The following is a 17,290-nucleotide window of genomic DNA, read 5'->3' as shown; positions in this document are numbered from 1 at the left end:
TCATTCAGCCGGATGTTCATCCAGCCGGAAATTCCGACCGGGCTGCTTAGGCAGCCGGGGTCTCGTCCTCGGCGGCGGCCTCTTCGGCCGGGGCGTTCTTGGCTTCCTCGGCGGCAGCTTCGGCGGCGGCAGCAGCCTCGGCGGCGGCCGCGGCGTCAGCCTCGGCCTTCTCGCGGGCGTCGATCACCTTCTGCTCGCGCTCGGCAATGCGCTCCTGCGCCTTCTTGCCCGGCAGGCCCTTGGTCTCGTTCTTGCGCTCGGGACGGTTGGCAATGCCCGCCTGGTCGAGGAAGCGCAGCACGCGGTCGGTCGGCTGGGCGCCTTCGCCGAGCCAATGCTTGATCCGGTCTTCCTTCAGGGTGACGCGGGCGGCGTCCTTCGGCAGCATCGGGTTCCACGAGCCGAGGGTCTCGACGAAGCGGCCGTCGCGGGGCGAGCGGGCGTCGGCGACGACGATGTGGTAGTAGGGGCGCTTCTTGGAGCCGGCACGGGCGAGACGCATCTTCAGGGGCATTTTAAGTTCCTTGCGTTGAGTTCTTGATTTTCAGAGGTTCTGCAAACCGGGAAGATCCGGCTATTTCTTCTTGCCGGGAAGGCCCGGAAGTCCTGGGAAGCCGCTGGGCAGGCCGGGAAGGCCGCCACCGCCGCCGAAACCGGGGGGCAGGCCCTTCGGCAGGCCCGGCATGCCACCGGACTGCGCCATCTTGGCCATGGCCTCGAGCTGTTTCGGGTCCATCTTCGAAAGGTCCGGCATGCCCGCCATGCCGCCGGCACCGCCGCCGAGGCCGAGCTTGGCGCCGAGGCCGCCCATCAGCTGGCCCATCATGCCGCCCTTGCCCTTGTTCATCGACTTCATGACGTCGGCCATCTGCCGGTGCATCTTCAGAAGCTTGTTGATGTCGGCGGACGAGGTGCCGGAGCCGGCCGCGATGCGCTTCTTGCGGCTGTGCTTCAGGAGGTCGGGATTGCCGCGCTCGGCCGCGGTCATCGACGAGATGATCGCCAGCTGGCGCTTCAGCAGCTTGTCGTCGATGCCGGCGGCGGCGACCTGGTCCTTGATCTTCCCCATGCCGGGCATCAGGCCCATCATGCCGCCCATGCCGCCCATCTTCTGCATCTGGCGGATCTGGTCGGCGAGGTCGTTCAGGTCGAACTTGCCCGACTGCATCTTCTTGGCCATCGCCGCGGCCTTTTCCGCGTCGATGTTCTCGGCCGCCCGCTCGACGAGGGAGACGATGTCGCCCATGCCGAGGATGCGGTCGGCGATGCGGGAGGGGTGGAAATCCTCCAGCGCGTCCATCTTCTCGCCGGTGCCGATCAGCTTGATCGGCTTGCCGGTGACCGCGCGCATCGACAGCGCCGCACCGCCGCGGCCATCGCCGTCGATACGGGTGAGGACGATGCCGGTGATGCCGACGCGCTCGTCGAACGAGCGCGCGAGATTGACCGCGTCCTGGCCGGTGAGGCTGTCGGCGACGAGCAGGATCTCGTGCGGGCCCGAGCGGGCCTTGATCTCGGCCATCTCGAGCATCAGCGGCTCGTCGATATGGGTGCGGCCGGCGGTGTCGAGGATGAGCACATCGTAGCCGCCGAGGCGGGCGGCCTGCGCGGCGCGGCTGGCGATCTCGACCGGGTCCTGCCCGGCGATGATCGGCAGCGTCGCGACGCCGGTCTGCTCGCCGAGGATGCGCAGCTGCTCCTGCGCGGCGGGGCGCCGCGTGTCGAGCGAGGCCATCAGCACCTTCTTGCGCTGCTTCTCGGTGAGGCGCTTGGCGAGCTTGCCGGACGTCGTGGTCTTGCCCGAGCCCTGCAGGCCGACCATCATGATGGTCACCGGCGACGGCGCATTGAGATCGACCGGGACCTGATCCTGGCCGAGCATGGCGATCAGCTCGTCATGGACGATCTTGACGACCATCTGGCCGGGCTTGATCGACTTCAGGATTTCCGCGCCGACGGCCTTCTCGCGCACCTTGTCGGTGAACGAGCGCACCACCTCGAGCGCGACGTCCGCCTCGAGCAGCGCCCGGCGCACCTCGCGCAGCGCCGCCGACACGTCGTCGTTGGACAAGGCACCGCGGCCGGTGAGGCTGTTCAGGATCGAACCGAGCCGGTTCTGCAATGAGTCGAACATGTCTTCCCTTCCGTCCTCTTCGCAAGCCGACATCCGGGGAAGTCGGTGATGCTTGCGAAATGTGGTGACGGACCAGCAACCGCAACAATCCGCGAAAGCCCAAAGCAAAGCGTCATCCGCGGGCGACACTCGCTGGCGGATGGTGACCTCCGTGAGGCTTCAGGGAAGCGGCACGGTCGGCGGCTCGCGGACGGACAGTCGCGGATTTGGGAGACGTAAAGCACGGTTGGGCGGAAGGGTCAAGAAATGCGCGGGCGTGGTACGGCGACATCTTGGCCTCCATAGGACGCAGTGCTATACAACTCTATGGGGCCGCGCACCTTTAAAACGAAGTGGTTTGCCAAGGCTGCTCGCAAGGCAGGGCTATCCGATGCTGCGCTCGGAAGCGCGATCGCTGAGGCCGTATGCGGTCGAGCGGTTGATCTGGGCGGCGGCGTCTTCAAGAAGCGGCTGAACGACAACCATCATCGCGCCATCATCCTCGCAAGGGCGGGCGAATTCTGGGTCTTTGAATACCTGTTTGCGAAGAGCGATCGCGCGAACATCGACAGCGAAGAGTTGCAAGCGTTCCGCACGCTGGCCAAGGCGTATGGCAACCTGGCTCCCCTTCAGGTTCAGCAACTGATCGACAGCGGTCACTGGAAGGAAATCAAAAATGGCCACGAAGTTTAAGTCGGACGCTTTCGAGGCCATCCATGCGTCCGTCACGGCGCTGCATTCGATCGGGGCCATCGACAAGGCCACGCTTCGCAGCTTCGACGCCACTTGCATCGATGTGCCCCCGACCTTCGAGCCGGACGAGATCAAGGCGCTTCGGGAAAGCCAGAACGTCAGCCAACCGATCTTCGCGCGCTATCTCAACACCAGCACTTCGACAGTCCAAAAATGGGAAAACGGCGCCAAAAGACCAAGCGGCCCGGCCGTCAAGCTCTTGGCGATCGTGCAGAAGCATGGGTTGCATCTACTGGCCTGATCAATCTCTTCGAGGCTGCAACGGGCAAATTCGCCAACGCCTCGCCTATCAGGGCAGCCCCAGCTTCAAGGTAAAGGCGTCGCGGACGGCGTCGGCCATGCCGGAGACGGCAGGAGCGCGAGCGTTGGCATTCTGCAGCAGGCCGACGCTCGACGCGTCGATGACGTCGAACCCATCCTCCGCCGTGAGTTCGCGGCAGTGCTCCGGAATATGGCTCCGCGACAATGGGGCGATCGCCAGGCCGCAGGTCGCGGCAGCCTGCAGCGCGCTGCTAGTGTCGGCGGTATAGGCGACGCGGAATGGGATGGAAAACCGGTGAAGCGAGGCAAGCGTCGCGGCCCGGCACCAGCCCTGGCTGTCGTTGAGCGCCACCGGCAGCGGGCTTTGCTCGTGCACGCAATGCACCGATGACGTCACCCAGACGGTGGGGTCGATCATCAACGGCTCGGCCAGGACACTGCCCGACGGCTCGAACACCACGGCAAGGTCGAGCTCGCCCGCCTGGAAAGCCAGCCGATGAGCCGCCGACTGACCGTATTTGACCGTTACCTCGACCAGCGGGTGCAGCTTGGCAAAGGCACCGAGCGCCCTCGGCAGCAGGGTATGGCAGTACTCTTCCGGGACACCGATGCGGACGGGCCCGTTCAGTGGCCGAATCGGCATCGCGGCGGCGGTCTCGTCGATCAGCGCAATGATCCGGCGGGCGTTGGCAAGCAGCATGTCCGCCTGCATCGTCAAGGCGACGCCCCGGGGACCGCGGTGGAACAGAGCGGCACCGACGACGTCTTCGAGCCGCTTGATCTGCAGGCTGACGGCGGACTGGCTCCGGCCGACAATCTCACCGGCCCGGGTGAAATTCTGCGTGTCGGCGACTGCGATAAAGGTTCGCAGCAGCTCGCTGTCCAGCCCACCTGACACCTACGCCTCCCCGTCATTCGATTTCATCATGACTACGCCGCCCAGAACGCGTTGGTCAAATGTCGACGGCCGGTAGAAGCTCTGGACGGAGGGCCAAGCAAATGCCGGCATGGGAATTTCAGACGCGGCTGATCTGCTGGTCCGGGTGGCTGCTGGAAACCTGGCGGAGCCGCATCGCGGGCGACACTTTTCAGGACATGTTGGACAAGCCCGGCGACCGTCTTTTGCGTGATGCCGGTCTCGATCGTCCTGCGGCCGCCTGGCGATCCGCCCGGCGCGACTGGGACCGGTGGCAGCTTTGAAAGTCCAGCGGACCCTGTGGATCGCGGCCTGCGACACCATTTGAAGGCATGGCCGGCATCCCGATGTCGCGGCCTGACCGAGGCTTGCCATGAAACCCTTCGCCAACCCCTACTACCGCGGCCCGGTCTCCGACCATTTCGACGGCAAGCGCTTCTTCAATCCCGGCGGCGAGATGCCGGCCTCGCTCCGGGCGATCTGGGAGTGGCAGCGTTCGGGGAAGCGCGAGCGTTGGCCATCTGATGTCCCGAGCCCGCTGCCGATGGACGTGCCACCGGCCAGGGTGACGGGCGATGCGGCGCGGATGGTGGCGGTAGGGCATGCGAGCTTCCTGCTGCAGGTGGGCGGGCTGAACATCCTGATCGACCCCGTCTGGGCGGACCGTTGCGCGGCGCCGCTCGGGCCGAAGCGGTTCAACCCGCCGGCGATCCGCTTCGAGGACCTGCCGGAGATCGACCTCGTCTGCGTCTCGCATTCGCACTACGACCACATGGACAAGCCAACGCTGCAGCGGCTGCAGGATGTACACCGGCCGCGCTTCATCGCCCCGCTCGGCTGCGACAAGCTGATCCGCGGTTTTCGCCGGAACGCCGACGTCTCGGCGCACGACTGGCACGAGCGGGTGGTGCTGGGGGACGGGGTGGCGGTGACGTTCGACCCGACGCACCACTGGTCGGCGCGCGGGGCGCTCGACCGGCGGATGACGCTCTGGGCCTCGTTCGCCTTCGAGACGCCGGCCGGATTGATCTACTGCGTCGGCGACAGCGGCTTCCACGGCGGCATCAACTACCGCGCCGCACGCGCAAGGTTCGGGGCGCCGCGGCTCGCGGTGCTGCCGATCGGCGCCTACAAGCCGCGCACGGTGATGCGCCCGCAGCACCAGGACCCGGACGAGGCAGTGCGGGGCGCGCGGTTTCTCGAGGCGGAGCTGACGATCGGCAGCCATTTCGGCACTTTCCAGCTGACCGACGAGGCGGAGGAGGATCCCGTGCATAGGCTGTCTTCGGCGCTGGCGCGGTGGAACCTGCCGCCGGACCGGTTCGTCGCGGGCTGGCCGGGGCAAGTACTACAACTACCGCACGGATTGGGATCGCCCCTGCCGGGACCGCTTGAGGTCACCACAGCGACCACGACACCGACGGACTTCGGCGAGGGGTGACCGCGGACAACCGCCGGGCTGCTCGCCTCGGATTAAACGTGCTACACTAAATCGATGAAGATCCTGTTTGACCCGGCGAAGCGAGAGACGAACCTCGTCAAGCATTTGGGGTTGGACTTAGCCAATCTCGACGAGGCGTTTTTCTCGTCATCGATGGTCATCTCGGCAAAGGCTAATCGGCACATGGCCGTCGGTCGCTTCGGGAAAGACATCATCGCAGTGGTTTTTGCTGTCCGGGGGTCCGAAGCAATTTCCGTGATCTCCATGCGCCGGGCAAGCCGCAAGGAAAGGAAGCAGTTTGGTCAAGATCAGTGATGCCGAAGAGGCGAGAATCCAGGAGATGATTGCGGGCGATCCCGACGCGCCGGAAGCGACGGACGAGGAATTGGCCGGCGCGAGGCCGTTTGCCGAGGTCTTCCCCGATCTGATGGAAAGCATTGCCCGGAACCGAGGGCGGCCGGCGATCGACAAGCCACGTCAACAGATTTCGCTGCGCCTCGAGCCGGACGTCATCGCCAAGTTCAAGGCAACGGGCAAAGGCTGGCAGTCCAGGATCAACGAGATCCTCAAGAAGGCTGAAATCTGATTGTAGGACCGGCTGGTAGAGGATTGACTGGCGAATTGGCAATCTGGTAATCGACCGCCGTTTCCGCCATATAACCCGGCATGACAACCGCCGAGAATCCGGGGACCTCGATCCCCTTTGCGCGCATGAACGGGCTCGGCAACGAGATCCTCGTCGCCGACCTGCGCGGACGTAGAGAGCGTATTCTACCGGAGGCGGCGATCGCGCTGGCGGAGCGTCCGGCGACGAAGTTCGACCAGATCATGGCGATCCACGATCCCGTCACCGAGGGCACGGATGCCCTGGTGCGGATCATCAATGCCGATGGATCGGAAGCGGGCGCCTGCGGCAATGGCATGCGCTGCGTGGTGCAGGCCATGGCGGCCGAGCTCGGCAAGCCGACATTTGTCTTCCAGACGAAGGCCGGCATCCTGTTCGCCGAAGAACACGCGGACGGCCTGATCTCGGTCGACATGGGCAAGCCGCTGTTTGGCTGGCGCGACATTCCGCTGGCCGAGGAGTTCTACGATACCCGCGCCATCGAGCTGCAGATAGGTCCGATCGATGCGCCGGTGCTGCATTCGCCGTCCGTCGCCTCGATGGGCAATCCGCATGCGGTCTTCTGGGTGGCGGGCGACGTCTGGTCCTATGCGCTGGAGCGTTTCGGGCCGATCCTCGAGAACCACCCGCTCTTTCCCGAGCGTGCCAACATCTCGATCGCCGAGGTCACCGCCACCGATGCGATGACCATCCGCACCTGGGAGCGCGGCGTCGGGCTTACTCGCGCCTGTGGCTCGGCCGCGTGCGCGGCCGCGGTCTCCGGCGCCCGTACCGGCCGGACGGGACGGCGCGTGACCGTCACGGTCCCGGGCGGAGATCTCCTGATCGACTGGCGCGACGACGACCGCGTCGTGATGACCGGGCCCGCCGAATGGGAATGGTCCGGCCGTCTCGACCCTTCGACCGGCGCCTTCGCGCGCGATGCCGAGATCGTTCCGGCGTGAGGCTTGGCGGGCGGTCATGAGCGTCGAGGTCCACTCCTTCGGCTGCCGGCTCAACACCTATGAGGGCGAGGTCATGCGCCGCGAGGCGCTGGCGGCCGGCGCGACCGACACCATCCTGATGAACACCTGCGCCGTGACGTCCGAGGCGGTGCGGCAGGCTAAAAAGGCAATCCGCAAGATCCGCCGTGAACGGCCCGAAGCCCGCATCGTCGTCACCGGCTGCGCGGCCCAGACTGATCCCGAGGGTTTCGCCGGGATGGCCGAGGTCGATGCCGTCCTCGGCAATGCCGAGAAGCTGCAGCGGACGAGCTATGCCGCCCTCCCCGATTTCGGCGTGTCGGCGTCGGAGAAGATCCGGGTCAACGACATCATGAGCGTGACGGAAACCGCCGGCCACATGGTCGACGCGATCGAAGGCCGGGCGCGGGCGATCGTCGAGGTGCAGAACGGCTGCGATCACCGCTGCACCTTCTGCATCATCCCCTTCGGCCGTGGCAATTCGCGCTCGGTGCCGATGGGTGCGGTGGTCGACCAGGTCCGGCGGCTGGTCGGTGCCGGCACGAACGAAGTGGTGCTGTCCGGCGTCGATCTCACCAGCTATGGCGCCGACCTGCCCGGCGCACCGCGGCTCGGAACGCTGGTCGCCGCCCTCCTGAAGCGCGTGCCGGACCTGGCGCGGCTGCGGCTGTCGTCGATCGACAGCGTCGAGGCCGATCCGGAACTGGTGGAGGCGATCGGCGGCGAGCCTCGGCTGATGCCGCATCTCCATCTCTCGCTGCAGGCGGGCGACGACATGATCCTGAAGCGGATGAAGCGCCGGCACACCCGCGCCGACGCCATCGGCTTCTGCACGGACATTCGCGCGAACCGGCCGGACATCGTCTTCGGCGCGGATATCATCGCGGGCTTTCCGACCGAGACCGAGGCGATGTTCGAGAACTCGCTGGCGCTGGTGGCCGAGTGCGGCCTGACCTATCTGCACATCTTCCCGTTCTCGCCGCGCGACGGAACGCCCGCCGCGCGCATGCCGCAGCTGCCGCAACCGGTGGTCGCCGAGCGGGCGGCGCGGCTTCGAGCCTTGGGCGCTTCGGCGATGACCCGGCACCTCGATGCCAAGGTCGGGCAACACGGCAGCGTTCTGGTGGAGCGCGGGAACAGGGGGCGGCTGCCGGACTTCACCCCCTGCAGCCTCGACTTCGGCACTCCCGGCGAGATCGTCGCGGCGAGATTTGCGTCGCATGACGGCGTTCGCCTGACGGCACTGCCGGCCTGAAGGGCTGCCAAGCCCGCCGGCATGCTGTAGTGCGTTCGGCACAGAAGCGGTGACATCGACCGCAAGCGCGCTCACGGGCGCAGGATGGGACTTCGAGACGATATGCTAGAGAAAAAAGGCTTCTTCCGGCGCGTCTTCTCCTTCGGCAGCGAGGCCGATCGGGCGGGGGCAGCCGCTGCTCCGGCACCGGTACCGGCCGCCGAGGAAGCGCCTGCCCGTCTGCCGGACGAGCTGCCCCCGACTGCGGCCGTCCCGAAAGCAGCTCTCGATCAGGCAAGCGACAATGATACGCCGCGGTCCGCCTCGGAGATACTGCCGGCAGCCGCGCAGGCTTCCGCACCAGCCTTTGAACCGACCCGCGGGCCAGCCCCCGAGACGGCTGCAAGCCTTGAGCCTCACGATATCGCCGAGCCCATGCCGGCCGCGGCGCCGATTTCGGCCGCCGAGGCGGATGCGGCCGTCGTTCTCCCGGCGGACGAGCCGGAATGGCTGTCGGCCGATGCGCCGGAGCCGGAAGCGGACTTCTCCTGGCTCGATGCCGACGCGCCCGTAATCGATCCCGATGCGAGCGTCGCTGAGGCCAGGACCGATGTCGTCGCCTCCGACGCCGCAGCCTTCGATGTCGACGGTCGCGCGACGGCTGCCGAGATCCCCGCCGCCAGCACTTTGGCGGGGACATCCGCGCTTGGCGCGGCGCCGGAGACCGCGAGCGAGATCGCAAGAGATCTCACCGGCGACGGACCGGTTTCGTCTGCCAATGAGGACTTCTCCTTCCTTGCGCCGGATGCGCCGCTGCCGGAAGCCGAGGAAGAGGCCGACTTTTCATGGCTGGAGCCCGACGCTCCCTTGCCCGACGCCCCGGCCGACGACACCCTGCCGGCGGCCATCGGCGCCGGGGCGGCCCGCATTGTGGCGCCTGACGCCGGTTTTCGCCTGCGCGAGGCGGCGCCCCTCGCCCCAGCAGCCCCCGCGGTGCGCGTTCCCTGGTTCGAGAAGCTGCGCGAGGGCCTCGCGCGCTCGTCGAGCCAGCTGTCCGGCTCGATCACCGCCCTCTTCACCAAGCGCCGGCTCGACGAGGAGACGCTGCAGGATTTTGAGGACGTGCTGATCCAGGCCGATCTCGGCGTCGAGACGGCGCTGCGCATTACCGACCGGCTTTCGGAAGGCCGGTTCGGCAAGGAGATTTCCAGCGACGAGGTCCGCTCGATCCTCGCCGACGAGGTGGAGGCTACGCTGCGCCCCGTCGCCGTGCCGCTGGAGCTCGACCTCGAGAAGAAGCCGCATGTGATCCTGGTGGTCGGCGTCAACGGCACCGGCAAGACCACGACGATCGGCAAGCTCGCCGCCAAGCTGACGCGCGGCGGCCTGAAGGTCACGCTCTGCGCCGGCGATACGTTCCGCGCGGCGGCGGTCGAGCAGCTGAAGATCTGGGGCGAGCGTACCGGCTCGACCGTCATCGCCAAGGCGATCGGCGCCGACGCTGCCGGTCTGGCTTACGAAGCCTATGACGCGGCGGTCGAGAACGGCTCGGACGTCCTCATCATCGACACCGCGGGGCGGCTGCAGAACCGCACCGAGCTGATGGCCGAGCTGGAGAAGATCGTCCGCGTGCTGCAGCGGCGCGAGCCCGACGCGCCCCACACCGTGCTGCAGACGCTCGATGCCACCACCGGCCAGAACGCGCTGAACCAGGTCGAGATCTTCCGCAATGTCGCCGGCGTCAACGGCCTGGTGATGACCAAGCTCGACGGCACCGCCCGCGGCGGCATCCTCGTCGCCATCGCCGCCAAGTTCAAACTGCCGGTCTATTTCATCGGCGTCGGCGAGGGCATTGACGACCTCGAGCCGTTCAAGGCGCGGGATTTCGCGACGGCGATCGCGGGGCGGACGGCCTGAGGGGAGACGTCAACGCGTTCCTAAATCTTCCTCGGCAGAGCCGGAGGCCTCGTTGGTCCTCGCCGACAAGGTCATCCCAAGCGACCGGATCACCTTCAGGACGGTCTGAAATGCCGGATTGCCGTCCTTGCCTAAGGAAGCATAGAGGCTCTGCCGGTTGATATCGCAGTCGCCGGCGACCTGCGCCATGCCCCGCGCCCGGGCGATGGCGCTCAAGGCCGCCCGAATCTCGCCGGCGTCGCCGTCTTCCATGACCATGGACAGGTACTCCGCCTGCGCCTCAGGCGTGCCCAGGTAGTCGGCGGCGTCCCATTTCGCCAGGTCGTCAACCCGAATTTTGTCCGCCACGCCGTTACTCCTCGATGTCCTGCGCCAGCAGTCTGGCGCGCAGGATGTCCTGCTGCTGCGTGCTCTTGTCACCCCCGCACGGCAGGACAATGAGAACGCTTCCGCGCCTGAGGAAGTACAGGCGATAGCCAGGACCGTGGTCGATCCGCACCTCCGCGAGGCCGTCGCCGATGGCCTTGACGTCGCCCAGAAGCCCTTGCTCAAGACGCGCGATCCGGCGGGTGATCCTCAGCACGGCGGTCCTGTCGCGCAGCCTGGATATCCAGCGATCAAACTCTGCAAGTCGCCTGACTTCCATATTCATTTCCACTTGTCGCGCAAACACGACAAACGGTCAAGCGCACCGCGCCTTGCTTCAAAGCTGGGTCGGAATGTTCGCAATCCCCGCCCGCAGTTTCCGTTCACAGGCAAGACAAGACCGGTGCCGACTGGCATGAGACATGCGAGAAACGCGACACGTAGAGGCTGCAGCCTCACATCCGTCGTCTTCCGGCTCTAGCGGCAAGACAAAGAGGAAATTTCCATGGCCGACCATCTGATCGAGGGCTCCCCCAACGCGCCGGAGGAGAAGCAGATCAACCCGCTTTTGAAGTTCGCGCTCGAGCTCGGACCGCTGGTGGTGTTCTTCTTCGCCAACTCGCGCGGCGAATGGCTGGCCGGGCATTTTCCGGCGCTGGCCGAGCTCGGCGGGCCGCTGTTCATCGCCACCGCTCTATTCATGGCCGCCACGATCATCGCGCTGTCGGTGTCCTGGGCGCTGACGCGCACGCTGCCGATCATGCCGCTGGTATCCGGCTTCTTCGTCGTGGTGTTCGGCGGCCTGACGCTCTGGTTGCAGAACGAGACCTTCATCAAGATGAAGCCGACCATCGTCAACACGCTGTTCGCGGTGATCCTGCTCGGCGGCCTGCTCTTCGGCCGTCCCCTCCTCGGTTACGTCTTCAACCAGGCGTTCAAGCTCGACGATGCCGGCTGGCGCAAGCTGACGCTGCGCTGGGGCATCTTCTTCCTGGCGATGGCTGTCATCAACGAGGTGGTCTGGCGCAATTTCTCGACGGATTTCTGGGCCGGCTTCAAGGTCTGGGCGACCATGCCGATCACCATGGCCTTCATGCTGTTCCAGATCCCGCTGCTGCAGCGGCATGCGACCGAGCCGCTGGTGAAGGAATACGTCAAACCGAAGAAGTGATTGGCCCGAAGAAGTAATCGGCCGATCTGCCGGGACCGCTGGCTGCGTCGTTTTGGCGCGGTAAGGGTGTTCCGGACCATTGCGAAGCGGCGAAGGCGTCCCGATATCGGGTCCAACCGCCCCTCATCGCAAGGATTCTCGATGTTCGACGTGCAGAAGCTTCTCGGCCAGTTCCTCGGCACCCCCGGCACGCCGGGCCAGGGTGGCAACCAGGGTGACCGGCAGACCCAGGGCGGCCCGCTCTCAAGCGTCGGCGGCCTGCTGGGCGGCGGCGGCACCGGCGGCGGGTCCCTGCAGGATACCATCGGCAGGCTGATCCGCACCCATGGCGCCTCGGCGCTGTCGGGCGGCCTTGCCGGCGGCCTCGCCTCGCAGCTGTTCCGCGGCAAGGGCGTCGCCAAGATGGGCGGCACCGCGCTGAAGCTCGGCGGCGCCGCCGTCGTCGCGGGCCTCGCCTACAAGGCCTACCAGACCTATCAGGCCAACAATGCCCGCCCGGCCCTGCCCGGTGCTTCGCCGCTGCCGCAGCTGGCGGCGCCGACGGCCGCCGGCGAGTTGCCCGCGCCTTCCGGCACCGCCTTCCTTCCCGCCGGCCAGGAGGATGCCCGCGCCCGGCTGATGCTGTCGGCGATGATCGCGGCCTCCAAGGCCGACGGCTACATCGACGCCGGCGAGCAGGAGGCGATCTTCGGGCGCATCGACGATCTCGGCCTCGACGCCGAGGAGAAAGGCTTCGTCATGGACGAGATGCGCAAGCCGCTGTCGATCGACGATCTCGTCGCCGGCGCGACGACGCCGGAAGCAGCGATCGAGGTCTACACCGCCTCGCTGCTCGCCATCGATCCCGACCATCCGGCCGAAAAGGCCTATCTCGACCAGCTGGCCACCAGGCTGAACCTGCCGGCAGAGCTCACGGCTGAGGTTCGCCGCACGACGGAAGAGGCCGTCGCCTGACGACTGATGCCTTCGCATCCAGCGAGATGCAGGGTGCCGGAAGGGTGTCCTAGAACTCGCCGGTCGGCAGCAGCCTGCCGTCCGGCATGCGGTCTCCGGTGGCGTCGTCGGGATTGCCGAAAGGCACCGGCGACGCCCCTTCCTCCGCCGCGATATCGTGGCGCAGCGCCCAGTGCACCGAGGGGAAGGCGAGTTCGTCCCACGGGATGTCGTCCGGCTCGAACAGCGCCACCTCGAGGCTTTCGACGCCAGCGGCGATCCCGGGTGTCTCCAGGGTGGCGCGGAAAATCAGCTGCACCTGGCTGATCCGCGGCACCGAATATACCGCGAGCAGGCGTTCGATCCTTAGCTCGGCAGTCGCCTCCTCGAAAGCCTCGCGGCGCGCGCCGTCCTCCGGCGTCTCGTTCAGCTCCATGTAGCCGGCCGGGATCGTCCAATACCCCTGCCGCGGCGCGATCGCCCGTCGGCAGAGGAGGATCTTGCCCTCATGCCGGACGACCGAGCCGACGACGATCTTCGGGTTCTCGTAAGCGGTGAAGCCGCAGTGATCGCAGATCTTCCGCGGCTGGCCGTCGCCGTCGGGGGTGCGGGTGGTGAAGGCGGGATCGAGCATGCGGCTACAGATGGTCCTCGATGTTCATCCTGCCATGTAGGACACGGACAATCTCGATCACATCCGACGTCCAGAAATGATAAAAAATCAAATGCGAGCCGACGCGCTGTTTCCACAAGCCGGGGATGGGGTCGTCCGAGCGACGACCCGTAAGGCGACCATCGGCGAGTTTCAGGCAGGTGGACCTGATCTCGGCGGCGTATGCTCGGGCTGTCGCTTCGCCAAATTCGCGCTGTCCGTAGTGCGAAATATCATGGAGATTCGATATGGCGAGGGGCGAGAAGGCGACGCGCCTCATGGCGTCCGTCGTTCACCTGTCACTTCGTCGAAGTCCCCGTCGAAAAGGTCGGCGAAATCGAAATCTCGGGCCTCGCCGCTGTCGAGGCCTGCCTGCAATGCCGCCCTTAGGCGTTCGCGCCGGCGGGCCTGCTCGCCGAGCAGATCGAGCCCTGCCCGAACGACATCTTCAGGGGACTGGAAATGCCCCGCGGCGACTTCACCATCGACGAAACTGTCGAAGGGCTCGCCAAGAGGGTGAAATGCTGGCTTCGACATCCTTCACCTCATCAACTCTACCGACAATTCTATCACGAAGTCACGGAATCGGCCGCTGCAAAATGCTCAGCCGGCCGCACCCTTACCCCCCGCTGTCAGCGCCTTCTCCAACGCCGGGTACAGCTTTCCCGACACGTCCTCCGGGCTGAACGGACCCGTCTGTTTCCAGAGGATCTTGCCCTCTGCCGAGACGAGGAATGTTTCGGGTACGCCGTAGACGCCCCAGTCGATGCCGGTGCGGCCGGAGACGTCGGTGCCGATGGCGGCATAGGGATTGCCGAGGCCGCCGAGGAAGCGGCGGGCATTGTCGGGCTGGTCCTTGTAGTTGATGCCGACCAGCCGGAAGCGCTTGTCCTTGGCGAGCTCCATCAGCACCGGGTGCTCCTGCCGGCACGGCCCGCACCAGGAGGCGAAGATGTTGACGAGCATCGGCCGCCCATCGCTGTTCGCAATGTTGAGGCCGGGCACCGGCGCACCGTCGGCGAGCGTCATGCCGGCGAGCGGTGGCAGGTCGGTCGGCGGCGCGGGTGACCCGATCAGCGCCGAGGGAATCTCCTGCGGATCATGGCCGGAAACCAGCTGGAACAGGAAAAGGCCGGCAAGGCCCGCGAAAAGCAGGAAAGGCAGGAGGACGAGGAGCGATGGACGCCGGCGGCGGTCCGGCAGCGCGTCGCCGCTCATGCCGAGGGACCCCTCGACTGGCCCCGCGAGGGTCCGGGCGACTGGCCCCGCGAGGGTCCGGGCGACTGGCCCCGCGACGAGCGACGGCGCAGACCGCTAGCCTCCAGCGCCGCGATCTCCGCGCGGCGGGCGCGGGCGTCGAGGAACACCCAGGCCGCGAGGCCGATCAGCGCCAGGGCGGATATGCCGTAGGCCGAGGCGATGAAGCCGAAATAGTCGTTCTGCATGGGATCGGATCCGTTCAGGCGTCGGCGGCGCGCAGCGACAGTTTCGTCAGCGCGCGGACACGGCGGCGCAGGATTTCCGTGCGCATCGCCGTGAGGTGGAGCGCGAAGAACAGCAGCGTGAAGCCGATGGCGGAGACCAGCAGCGGCCAGAGGAAGACCGCCGGCATCGACGGTCCGCCCGCACGCATGACGCTCGCCGGCTGGTGCAGGGTGTTCCACCAGTCGACCGAGAACTTGATGATCGGGATATTGACGAAGCCGACCAGCACCAGGATCGCCGCCGCGCGCGCCGAGCGACCGGGATCGTCGAGCGCCCGGGTCAGCGCGATCAGGCCGAGATACATCAGGAACAGGATGAAGACCGAGGTGAGGCGCGCATCCCAGACCCACCAGGTGCCCCACATCGGACGGCCCCAGATCGAGCCGGTGATCAGCGCCAGCGCGGTGAACACGGCCCCGATCGGCGCCGCGGCCTTCACCGCGACGTCGGCCAGCGGATGGCGCCAGACCAACGTGCCGAGCGCCGAGACCGACATCACCGTCCACGCCATCATCGAGAGCCAGGCGAAGGGCACGTGGATGAACATGATCTTCACCGTCGCGCCTTGCTGGTAGTCGTCGGGCGCGGTGAGGCCGAGATAGAGGCCAGCCGCGAGCGCCGCCACCGTCAGGCCATAGAGCCAAGGCTGCACCGCCCCGGATAAAGCGAGGAAGCGCGTCGGATTGGCGAGGAGGGCGAAGCGGCCGGGGGTCGCGGAAAGGTCGGTCATGTCGCTACATTAGAAGCAGTAGAAATGCCGCGCAAATAGACATTTGGGTGATGGCGCCAGCTTTTCAGGGTCAGTCGCCCCCGTGCTTCAGGGCCGCGGCCGCGGCGATCGGGCCGAGCACCGCGAAGAACAGCGTCAGGGCGCCGAGGATCATCAACGGCGGCAGGAAGGGATCGGGCTCGTTGACGGCGGCATAGCTCGCCGACACGCCGAAGATCAGCACCGGGATCGCCAGCGGCAGCACCAGCACCGAGACCAGCAGGCCGCCGCGCGGCAAGGCGACGGCGACCGCCGCGCCGACGGCGCCGATCAGCGTGATCGCCGGGGTGCCGACGAGGAGGGTCAGCATCACCGCACCCATCGCCAAAGGCTCCTGCGCCAGGAACAGGCCGAGCACCGGCGTCGCCAGCACCAGCGGCAAGCCGCTCGCCGCCCAGTGGGCCAGGCACTTGGCGAGAACCACCAGCGGCAGCGGCGTGTCGCCCATGACGAGGAGATCGAGCGTGCCGTCCTCGCGGTCGGCCTGGAACAGCCGGTCGAGCGTCAAGAGCGCCGAGAGCAGCGCGCCGATCCAGAGGATCGCCGGGCCGATCCGCGCGAGCAGGTTCAAGTCGGGCCCGATGCCGAAAGGCACCGTGGCGATGACCGCGAGAAAGAAGATGACGCCCGTCGTCGCGCCGCCGCCGCCGGCAAAGGCAAGCCGCAGATCGTGGCGGAAGACGGCGATCACAGCCAGCCCTCGGCGGCGGCAAGGTCCGCCGGGCTGAGGGCGGCACCGGCGGGCAGCGGAATTTTCGGCGAAAGGTGCAGCTCCCGCATGCCGCCGCCGAGCGGCTGGTGCGTCGCGGCGATCGCCATGCCGCCGCCGGCGACATGGGCGGCGAGGAGTTCTGCGAACAGTTGTTGAGAGCCCGCATCGAGCGCCGCCGTCGGCTCGTCGAGGATCCACAGCGGCCGGCGGACCGCCAAAAGCCGCGCGAGCGAGGCCCGTCGCTGCTGGCCGGCGGAAAGATAGCCGAAAGGGAGGCCCGAGACGTCGGGCAAGCCGACCGCGGCGAGCGCTGCCGGGATCGACAGCGCCGGGCCGCCGAGGAAACGCTGCCAGAAGAGGAGGTTGGCGCCGACCGAGAGCGCCGGCTTCATCGCATTGCGGTGGCCGAGGAAATGCGCGACCTCGCCGGTTCGCCGGGCCGTCTCCCCGTCGCCGGTCGCCATCCCCTCGACCGCCAGCGTGCCGCCGGCGAGCGGCAGCAGGCCGGCGAGCGTGCGCAGGAGGGTCGACTTGCCGGCCCCGTTCGCCCCGGTCACCAGCAGCGCCTCTCCGGCCGCGAGGGTAAAATCGAGCGGCCCGACGATCACCGTGCCGCCGCGCGCGGCCGAAAGGGTTGTGGCGACGAGCCTCACGAAACCCTGCCCCCGGCCGGCCGAGCGGCGCAGCGGTTCTGCCGGCCGCATCCCCCGGCGCGGGCAACCGCAAAACAGCGGGGGTCGTGCGACATCGAAGGGAAGCGGCCAGCGATCATGCCCGATGCTTTGCCGCAATCGCGCCGGGCCGTCCAGCATGGCGCGGGGCTTTCGCCACCGGCCGGGCCTTGCGGATAATCGCCCATTCCGCGGTGCAACGCCCTTTATAGCCGTTACAAACTTGCCTATAAGGGCCGCAACCACACCAGCGACCGGGGTGGAACGTTAGCGCCGAAGAGAGAATCCCCATCTGGCACCGGTGGGTTT

24 protein-coding genes are annotated in these 17,290 nt (G+C 67.1%); 11 read left to right on the top strand and 13 right to left on the bottom strand.

All coding sequences use genetic code 11. The features are described 5' to 3' along the window. Nucleotides 1-46 precede the first annotated feature (46 nt). Together rpsP and ffh are read right to left on the bottom strand one after the other, a co-directional pair. On the bottom strand, nt 47-514 hold the full coding sequence (gene rpsP, locus ACZL02_RS20430; protein WP_472940723.1) for a 30S ribosomal protein S16: 468 nt from the start codon (nt 512-514) through the stop codon (nt 47-49). 60 nt (nt 515-574) lie between these two features. Continuing rightward, complete coding sequence (gene ffh / locus ACZL02_RS20425; protein ID WP_472940722.1) at nt 575-2,134, bottom strand: signal recognition particle protein; 1,560 nt, start codon at nt 2,132-2,134, stop codon at nt 575-577. Between the two features lie 306 nt (nt 2,135-2,440). On the opposite strand from ffh, the gene ACZL02_RS20420 reads away from it, so the two are divergent. Further along, entirely contained in the window at nt 2,441-2,806 is a 366-nt protein-coding gene (locus ACZL02_RS20420) for a type II toxin-antitoxin system RelE/ParE family toxin (RefSeq protein ID WP_472940721.1), read from the top strand. Next, nucleotides 2,790-3,107: a helix-turn-helix domain-containing protein gene (locus tag ACZL02_RS20415; RefSeq protein ID WP_472940720.1), complete on the top strand. Its 318-nt coding sequence runs from the start codon at nt 2,790-2,792 to the stop codon at nt 3,105-3,107. The genes ACZL02_RS20420 and ACZL02_RS20415 overlap by 17 nt, the downstream gene beginning before the upstream one ends. A 48-nt stretch (nt 3,108-3,155) precedes the next feature. Here the strand turns inward: ACZL02_RS20415 and ACZL02_RS20410 are convergent, their stop codons facing one another. After that, nucleotides 3,156-4,025 carry a LysR family transcriptional regulator gene (locus ACZL02_RS20410; RefSeq protein ID WP_472940719.1) on the bottom strand — a complete coding sequence of 290 codons (870 nt, stop codon included), beginning with the start codon at nt 4,023-4,025 and terminating at the stop codon, nt 3,156-3,158. Nucleotides 4,026-4,126: 101 nt separating this feature from the next. Between ACZL02_RS20410 and ACZL02_RS20405 the strand changes: the two genes are divergently transcribed. The 7 genes from ACZL02_RS20405 (at nt 4,127) to ftsY (ending at nt 10,222) form a co-directional block, all read left to right on the top strand. Next, complete coding sequence (locus ACZL02_RS20405; RefSeq protein WP_472940718.1) at nt 4,127-4,327, top strand: hypothetical protein; 201 nt, start codon at nt 4,127-4,129, stop codon at nt 4,325-4,327. A gap of 89 nt (nt 4,328-4,416) precedes the next feature. Further along, entirely contained in the window at nt 4,417-5,484 is a 1,068-nt protein-coding gene (locus ACZL02_RS20400) for an MBL fold metallo-hydrolase (protein WP_472940717.1), read from the top strand. Nucleotides 5,485-5,538: 54 nt separating this feature from the next. Continuing rightward, on the top strand, nt 5,539-5,799 hold the full coding sequence (locus ACZL02_RS20395; protein WP_472940716.1) for a BrnT family toxin: 261 nt from the start codon (nt 5,539-5,541) through the stop codon (nt 5,797-5,799). Between the two features lie 25 nt (nt 5,800-5,824). After that, nucleotides 5,825-6,070 carry a BrnA antitoxin family protein gene (locus ACZL02_RS20390; protein WP_472940806.1) on the top strand — a complete coding sequence of 82 codons (246 nt, stop codon included), beginning with the start codon at nt 5,825-5,827 and terminating at the stop codon, nt 6,068-6,070. A gap of 80 nt (nt 6,071-6,150) precedes the next feature. Then, nucleotides 6,151-7,053 carry a diaminopimelate epimerase gene (gene dapF / locus ACZL02_RS20385; RefSeq protein ID WP_472940715.1) on the top strand — a complete coding sequence of 301 codons (903 nt, stop codon included), beginning with the start codon at nt 6,151-6,153 and terminating at the stop codon, nt 7,051-7,053. 16 nt (nt 7,054-7,069) lie between these two features. Then, nucleotides 7,070-8,326 (top strand): tRNA (N(6)-L-threonylcarbamoyladenosine(37)-C(2))-methylthiotransferase MtaB, encoded by a 1,257-nt coding sequence (mtaB, locus tag ACZL02_RS20380; RefSeq protein WP_472940714.1) that lies wholly within the window; start codon nt 7,070-7,072, stop codon nt 8,324-8,326. Between the two features lie 102 nt (nt 8,327-8,428). Then, nucleotides 8,429-10,222 carry a signal recognition particle-docking protein FtsY gene (ftsY, locus tag ACZL02_RS20375; protein ID WP_472940713.1) on the top strand — a complete coding sequence of 598 codons (1,794 nt, stop codon included), beginning with the start codon at nt 8,429-8,431 and terminating at the stop codon, nt 10,220-10,222. 9 nt (nt 10,223-10,231) lie between these two features. Here the strand turns inward: ftsY and ACZL02_RS20370 are convergent, their stop codons facing one another. Both ACZL02_RS20370 and ACZL02_RS20365 read right to left on the bottom strand, forming a co-directional pair. Further along, nucleotides 10,232-10,570: an addiction module antidote protein gene (locus ACZL02_RS20370; protein ID WP_472940712.1), complete on the bottom strand. Its 339-nt coding sequence runs from the start codon at nt 10,568-10,570 to the stop codon at nt 10,232-10,234. A 4-nt stretch (nt 10,571-10,574) separates the two neighbouring features. Continuing rightward, nucleotides 10,575-10,868 (bottom strand): type II toxin-antitoxin system RelE/ParE family toxin, encoded by a 294-nt coding sequence (locus ACZL02_RS20365; protein ID WP_472940711.1) that lies wholly within the window; start codon nt 10,866-10,868, stop codon nt 10,575-10,577. 225 nt (nt 10,869-11,093) lie between these two features. On the opposite strand from ACZL02_RS20365, the gene ACZL02_RS20360 reads away from it, so the two are divergent. Together ACZL02_RS20360 and ACZL02_RS20355 are read left to right on the top strand one after the other, a co-directional pair. Then, nucleotides 11,094-11,759, top strand: coding sequence for a septation protein A (locus ACZL02_RS20360; protein ID WP_472935542.1), 666 nt, complete (start codon nt 11,094-11,096; stop codon nt 11,757-11,759). Between the two features lie 141 nt (nt 11,760-11,900). Further along, nucleotides 11,901-12,713, top strand: a complete 813-nt coding sequence (locus ACZL02_RS20355) for a tellurite resistance TerB family protein (protein ID WP_472940710.1) — start codon at nt 11,901-11,903, stop codon at nt 12,711-12,713. A gap of 49 nt (nt 12,714-12,762) precedes the next feature. Here the strand turns inward: ACZL02_RS20355 and ACZL02_RS20350 are convergent, their stop codons facing one another. The 8 genes from ACZL02_RS20350 to ccmA form a co-directional block, all read right to left on the bottom strand. Beyond that, the gene (locus ACZL02_RS20350; RefSeq protein WP_472940709.1) at nt 12,763-13,326 is read right to left on the bottom strand and encodes an NUDIX hydrolase; all 564 of its coding nucleotides are present in this window, start codon (nt 13,324-13,326) and stop codon (nt 12,763-12,765) included. Between the two features lie 4 nt (nt 13,327-13,330). Next, nucleotides 13,331-13,624 (bottom strand): type II toxin-antitoxin system RelE/ParE family toxin, encoded by a 294-nt coding sequence (locus tag ACZL02_RS20345; RefSeq protein WP_472940708.1) that lies wholly within the window; start codon nt 13,622-13,624, stop codon nt 13,331-13,333. Then, nucleotides 13,621-13,881, bottom strand: a complete 261-nt coding sequence (locus ACZL02_RS20340; protein ID WP_472940707.1) for a type II toxin-antitoxin system ParD family antitoxin — start codon at nt 13,879-13,881, stop codon at nt 13,621-13,623. The genes ACZL02_RS20345 and ACZL02_RS20340 overlap by 4 nt, the downstream gene beginning before the upstream one ends. A gap of 66 nt (nt 13,882-13,947) precedes the next feature. After that, nucleotides 13,948-14,562 carry a DsbE family thiol:disulfide interchange protein gene (locus tag ACZL02_RS20335; RefSeq protein ID WP_472940706.1) on the bottom strand — a complete coding sequence of 205 codons (615 nt, stop codon included), beginning with the start codon at nt 14,560-14,562 and terminating at the stop codon, nt 13,948-13,950. Then, nucleotides 14,559-14,789 (bottom strand): heme exporter protein CcmD, encoded by a 231-nt coding sequence (gene ccmD / locus ACZL02_RS20330; RefSeq protein ID WP_472940705.1) that lies wholly within the window; start codon nt 14,787-14,789, stop codon nt 14,559-14,561. Before ccmD ends, ACZL02_RS20335 begins: the two co-directional genes overlap by 4 nt. 14 nt (nt 14,790-14,803) lie before the next feature. Next, the gene (locus ACZL02_RS20325; RefSeq protein WP_472935535.1) at nt 14,804-15,559 is read right to left on the bottom strand and encodes a heme ABC transporter permease; all 756 of its coding nucleotides are present in this window, start codon (nt 15,557-15,559) and stop codon (nt 14,804-14,806) included. Between the two features lie 70 nt (nt 15,560-15,629). Beyond that, entirely contained in the window at nt 15,630-16,289 is a 660-nt protein-coding gene (gene ccmB / locus ACZL02_RS20320; RefSeq protein ID WP_472940704.1) for a heme exporter protein CcmB, read from the bottom strand. Beyond that, entirely contained in the window at nt 16,286-16,963 is a 678-nt protein-coding gene (ccmA, locus tag ACZL02_RS20315; RefSeq protein WP_472940703.1) for a heme ABC exporter ATP-binding protein CcmA, read from the bottom strand. The genes ccmB and ccmA overlap by 4 nt, the downstream gene beginning before the upstream one ends. Nucleotides 16,964-17,290 lie beyond the last annotated feature (327 nt).

It is taken from the genome of Mesocryomonas fontinalis, from assembly GCF_055730125.2.
Note: the sequence above shows the minus strand (reverse complement) of the source record. Positions and strands in the feature narration are given on the sequence as shown.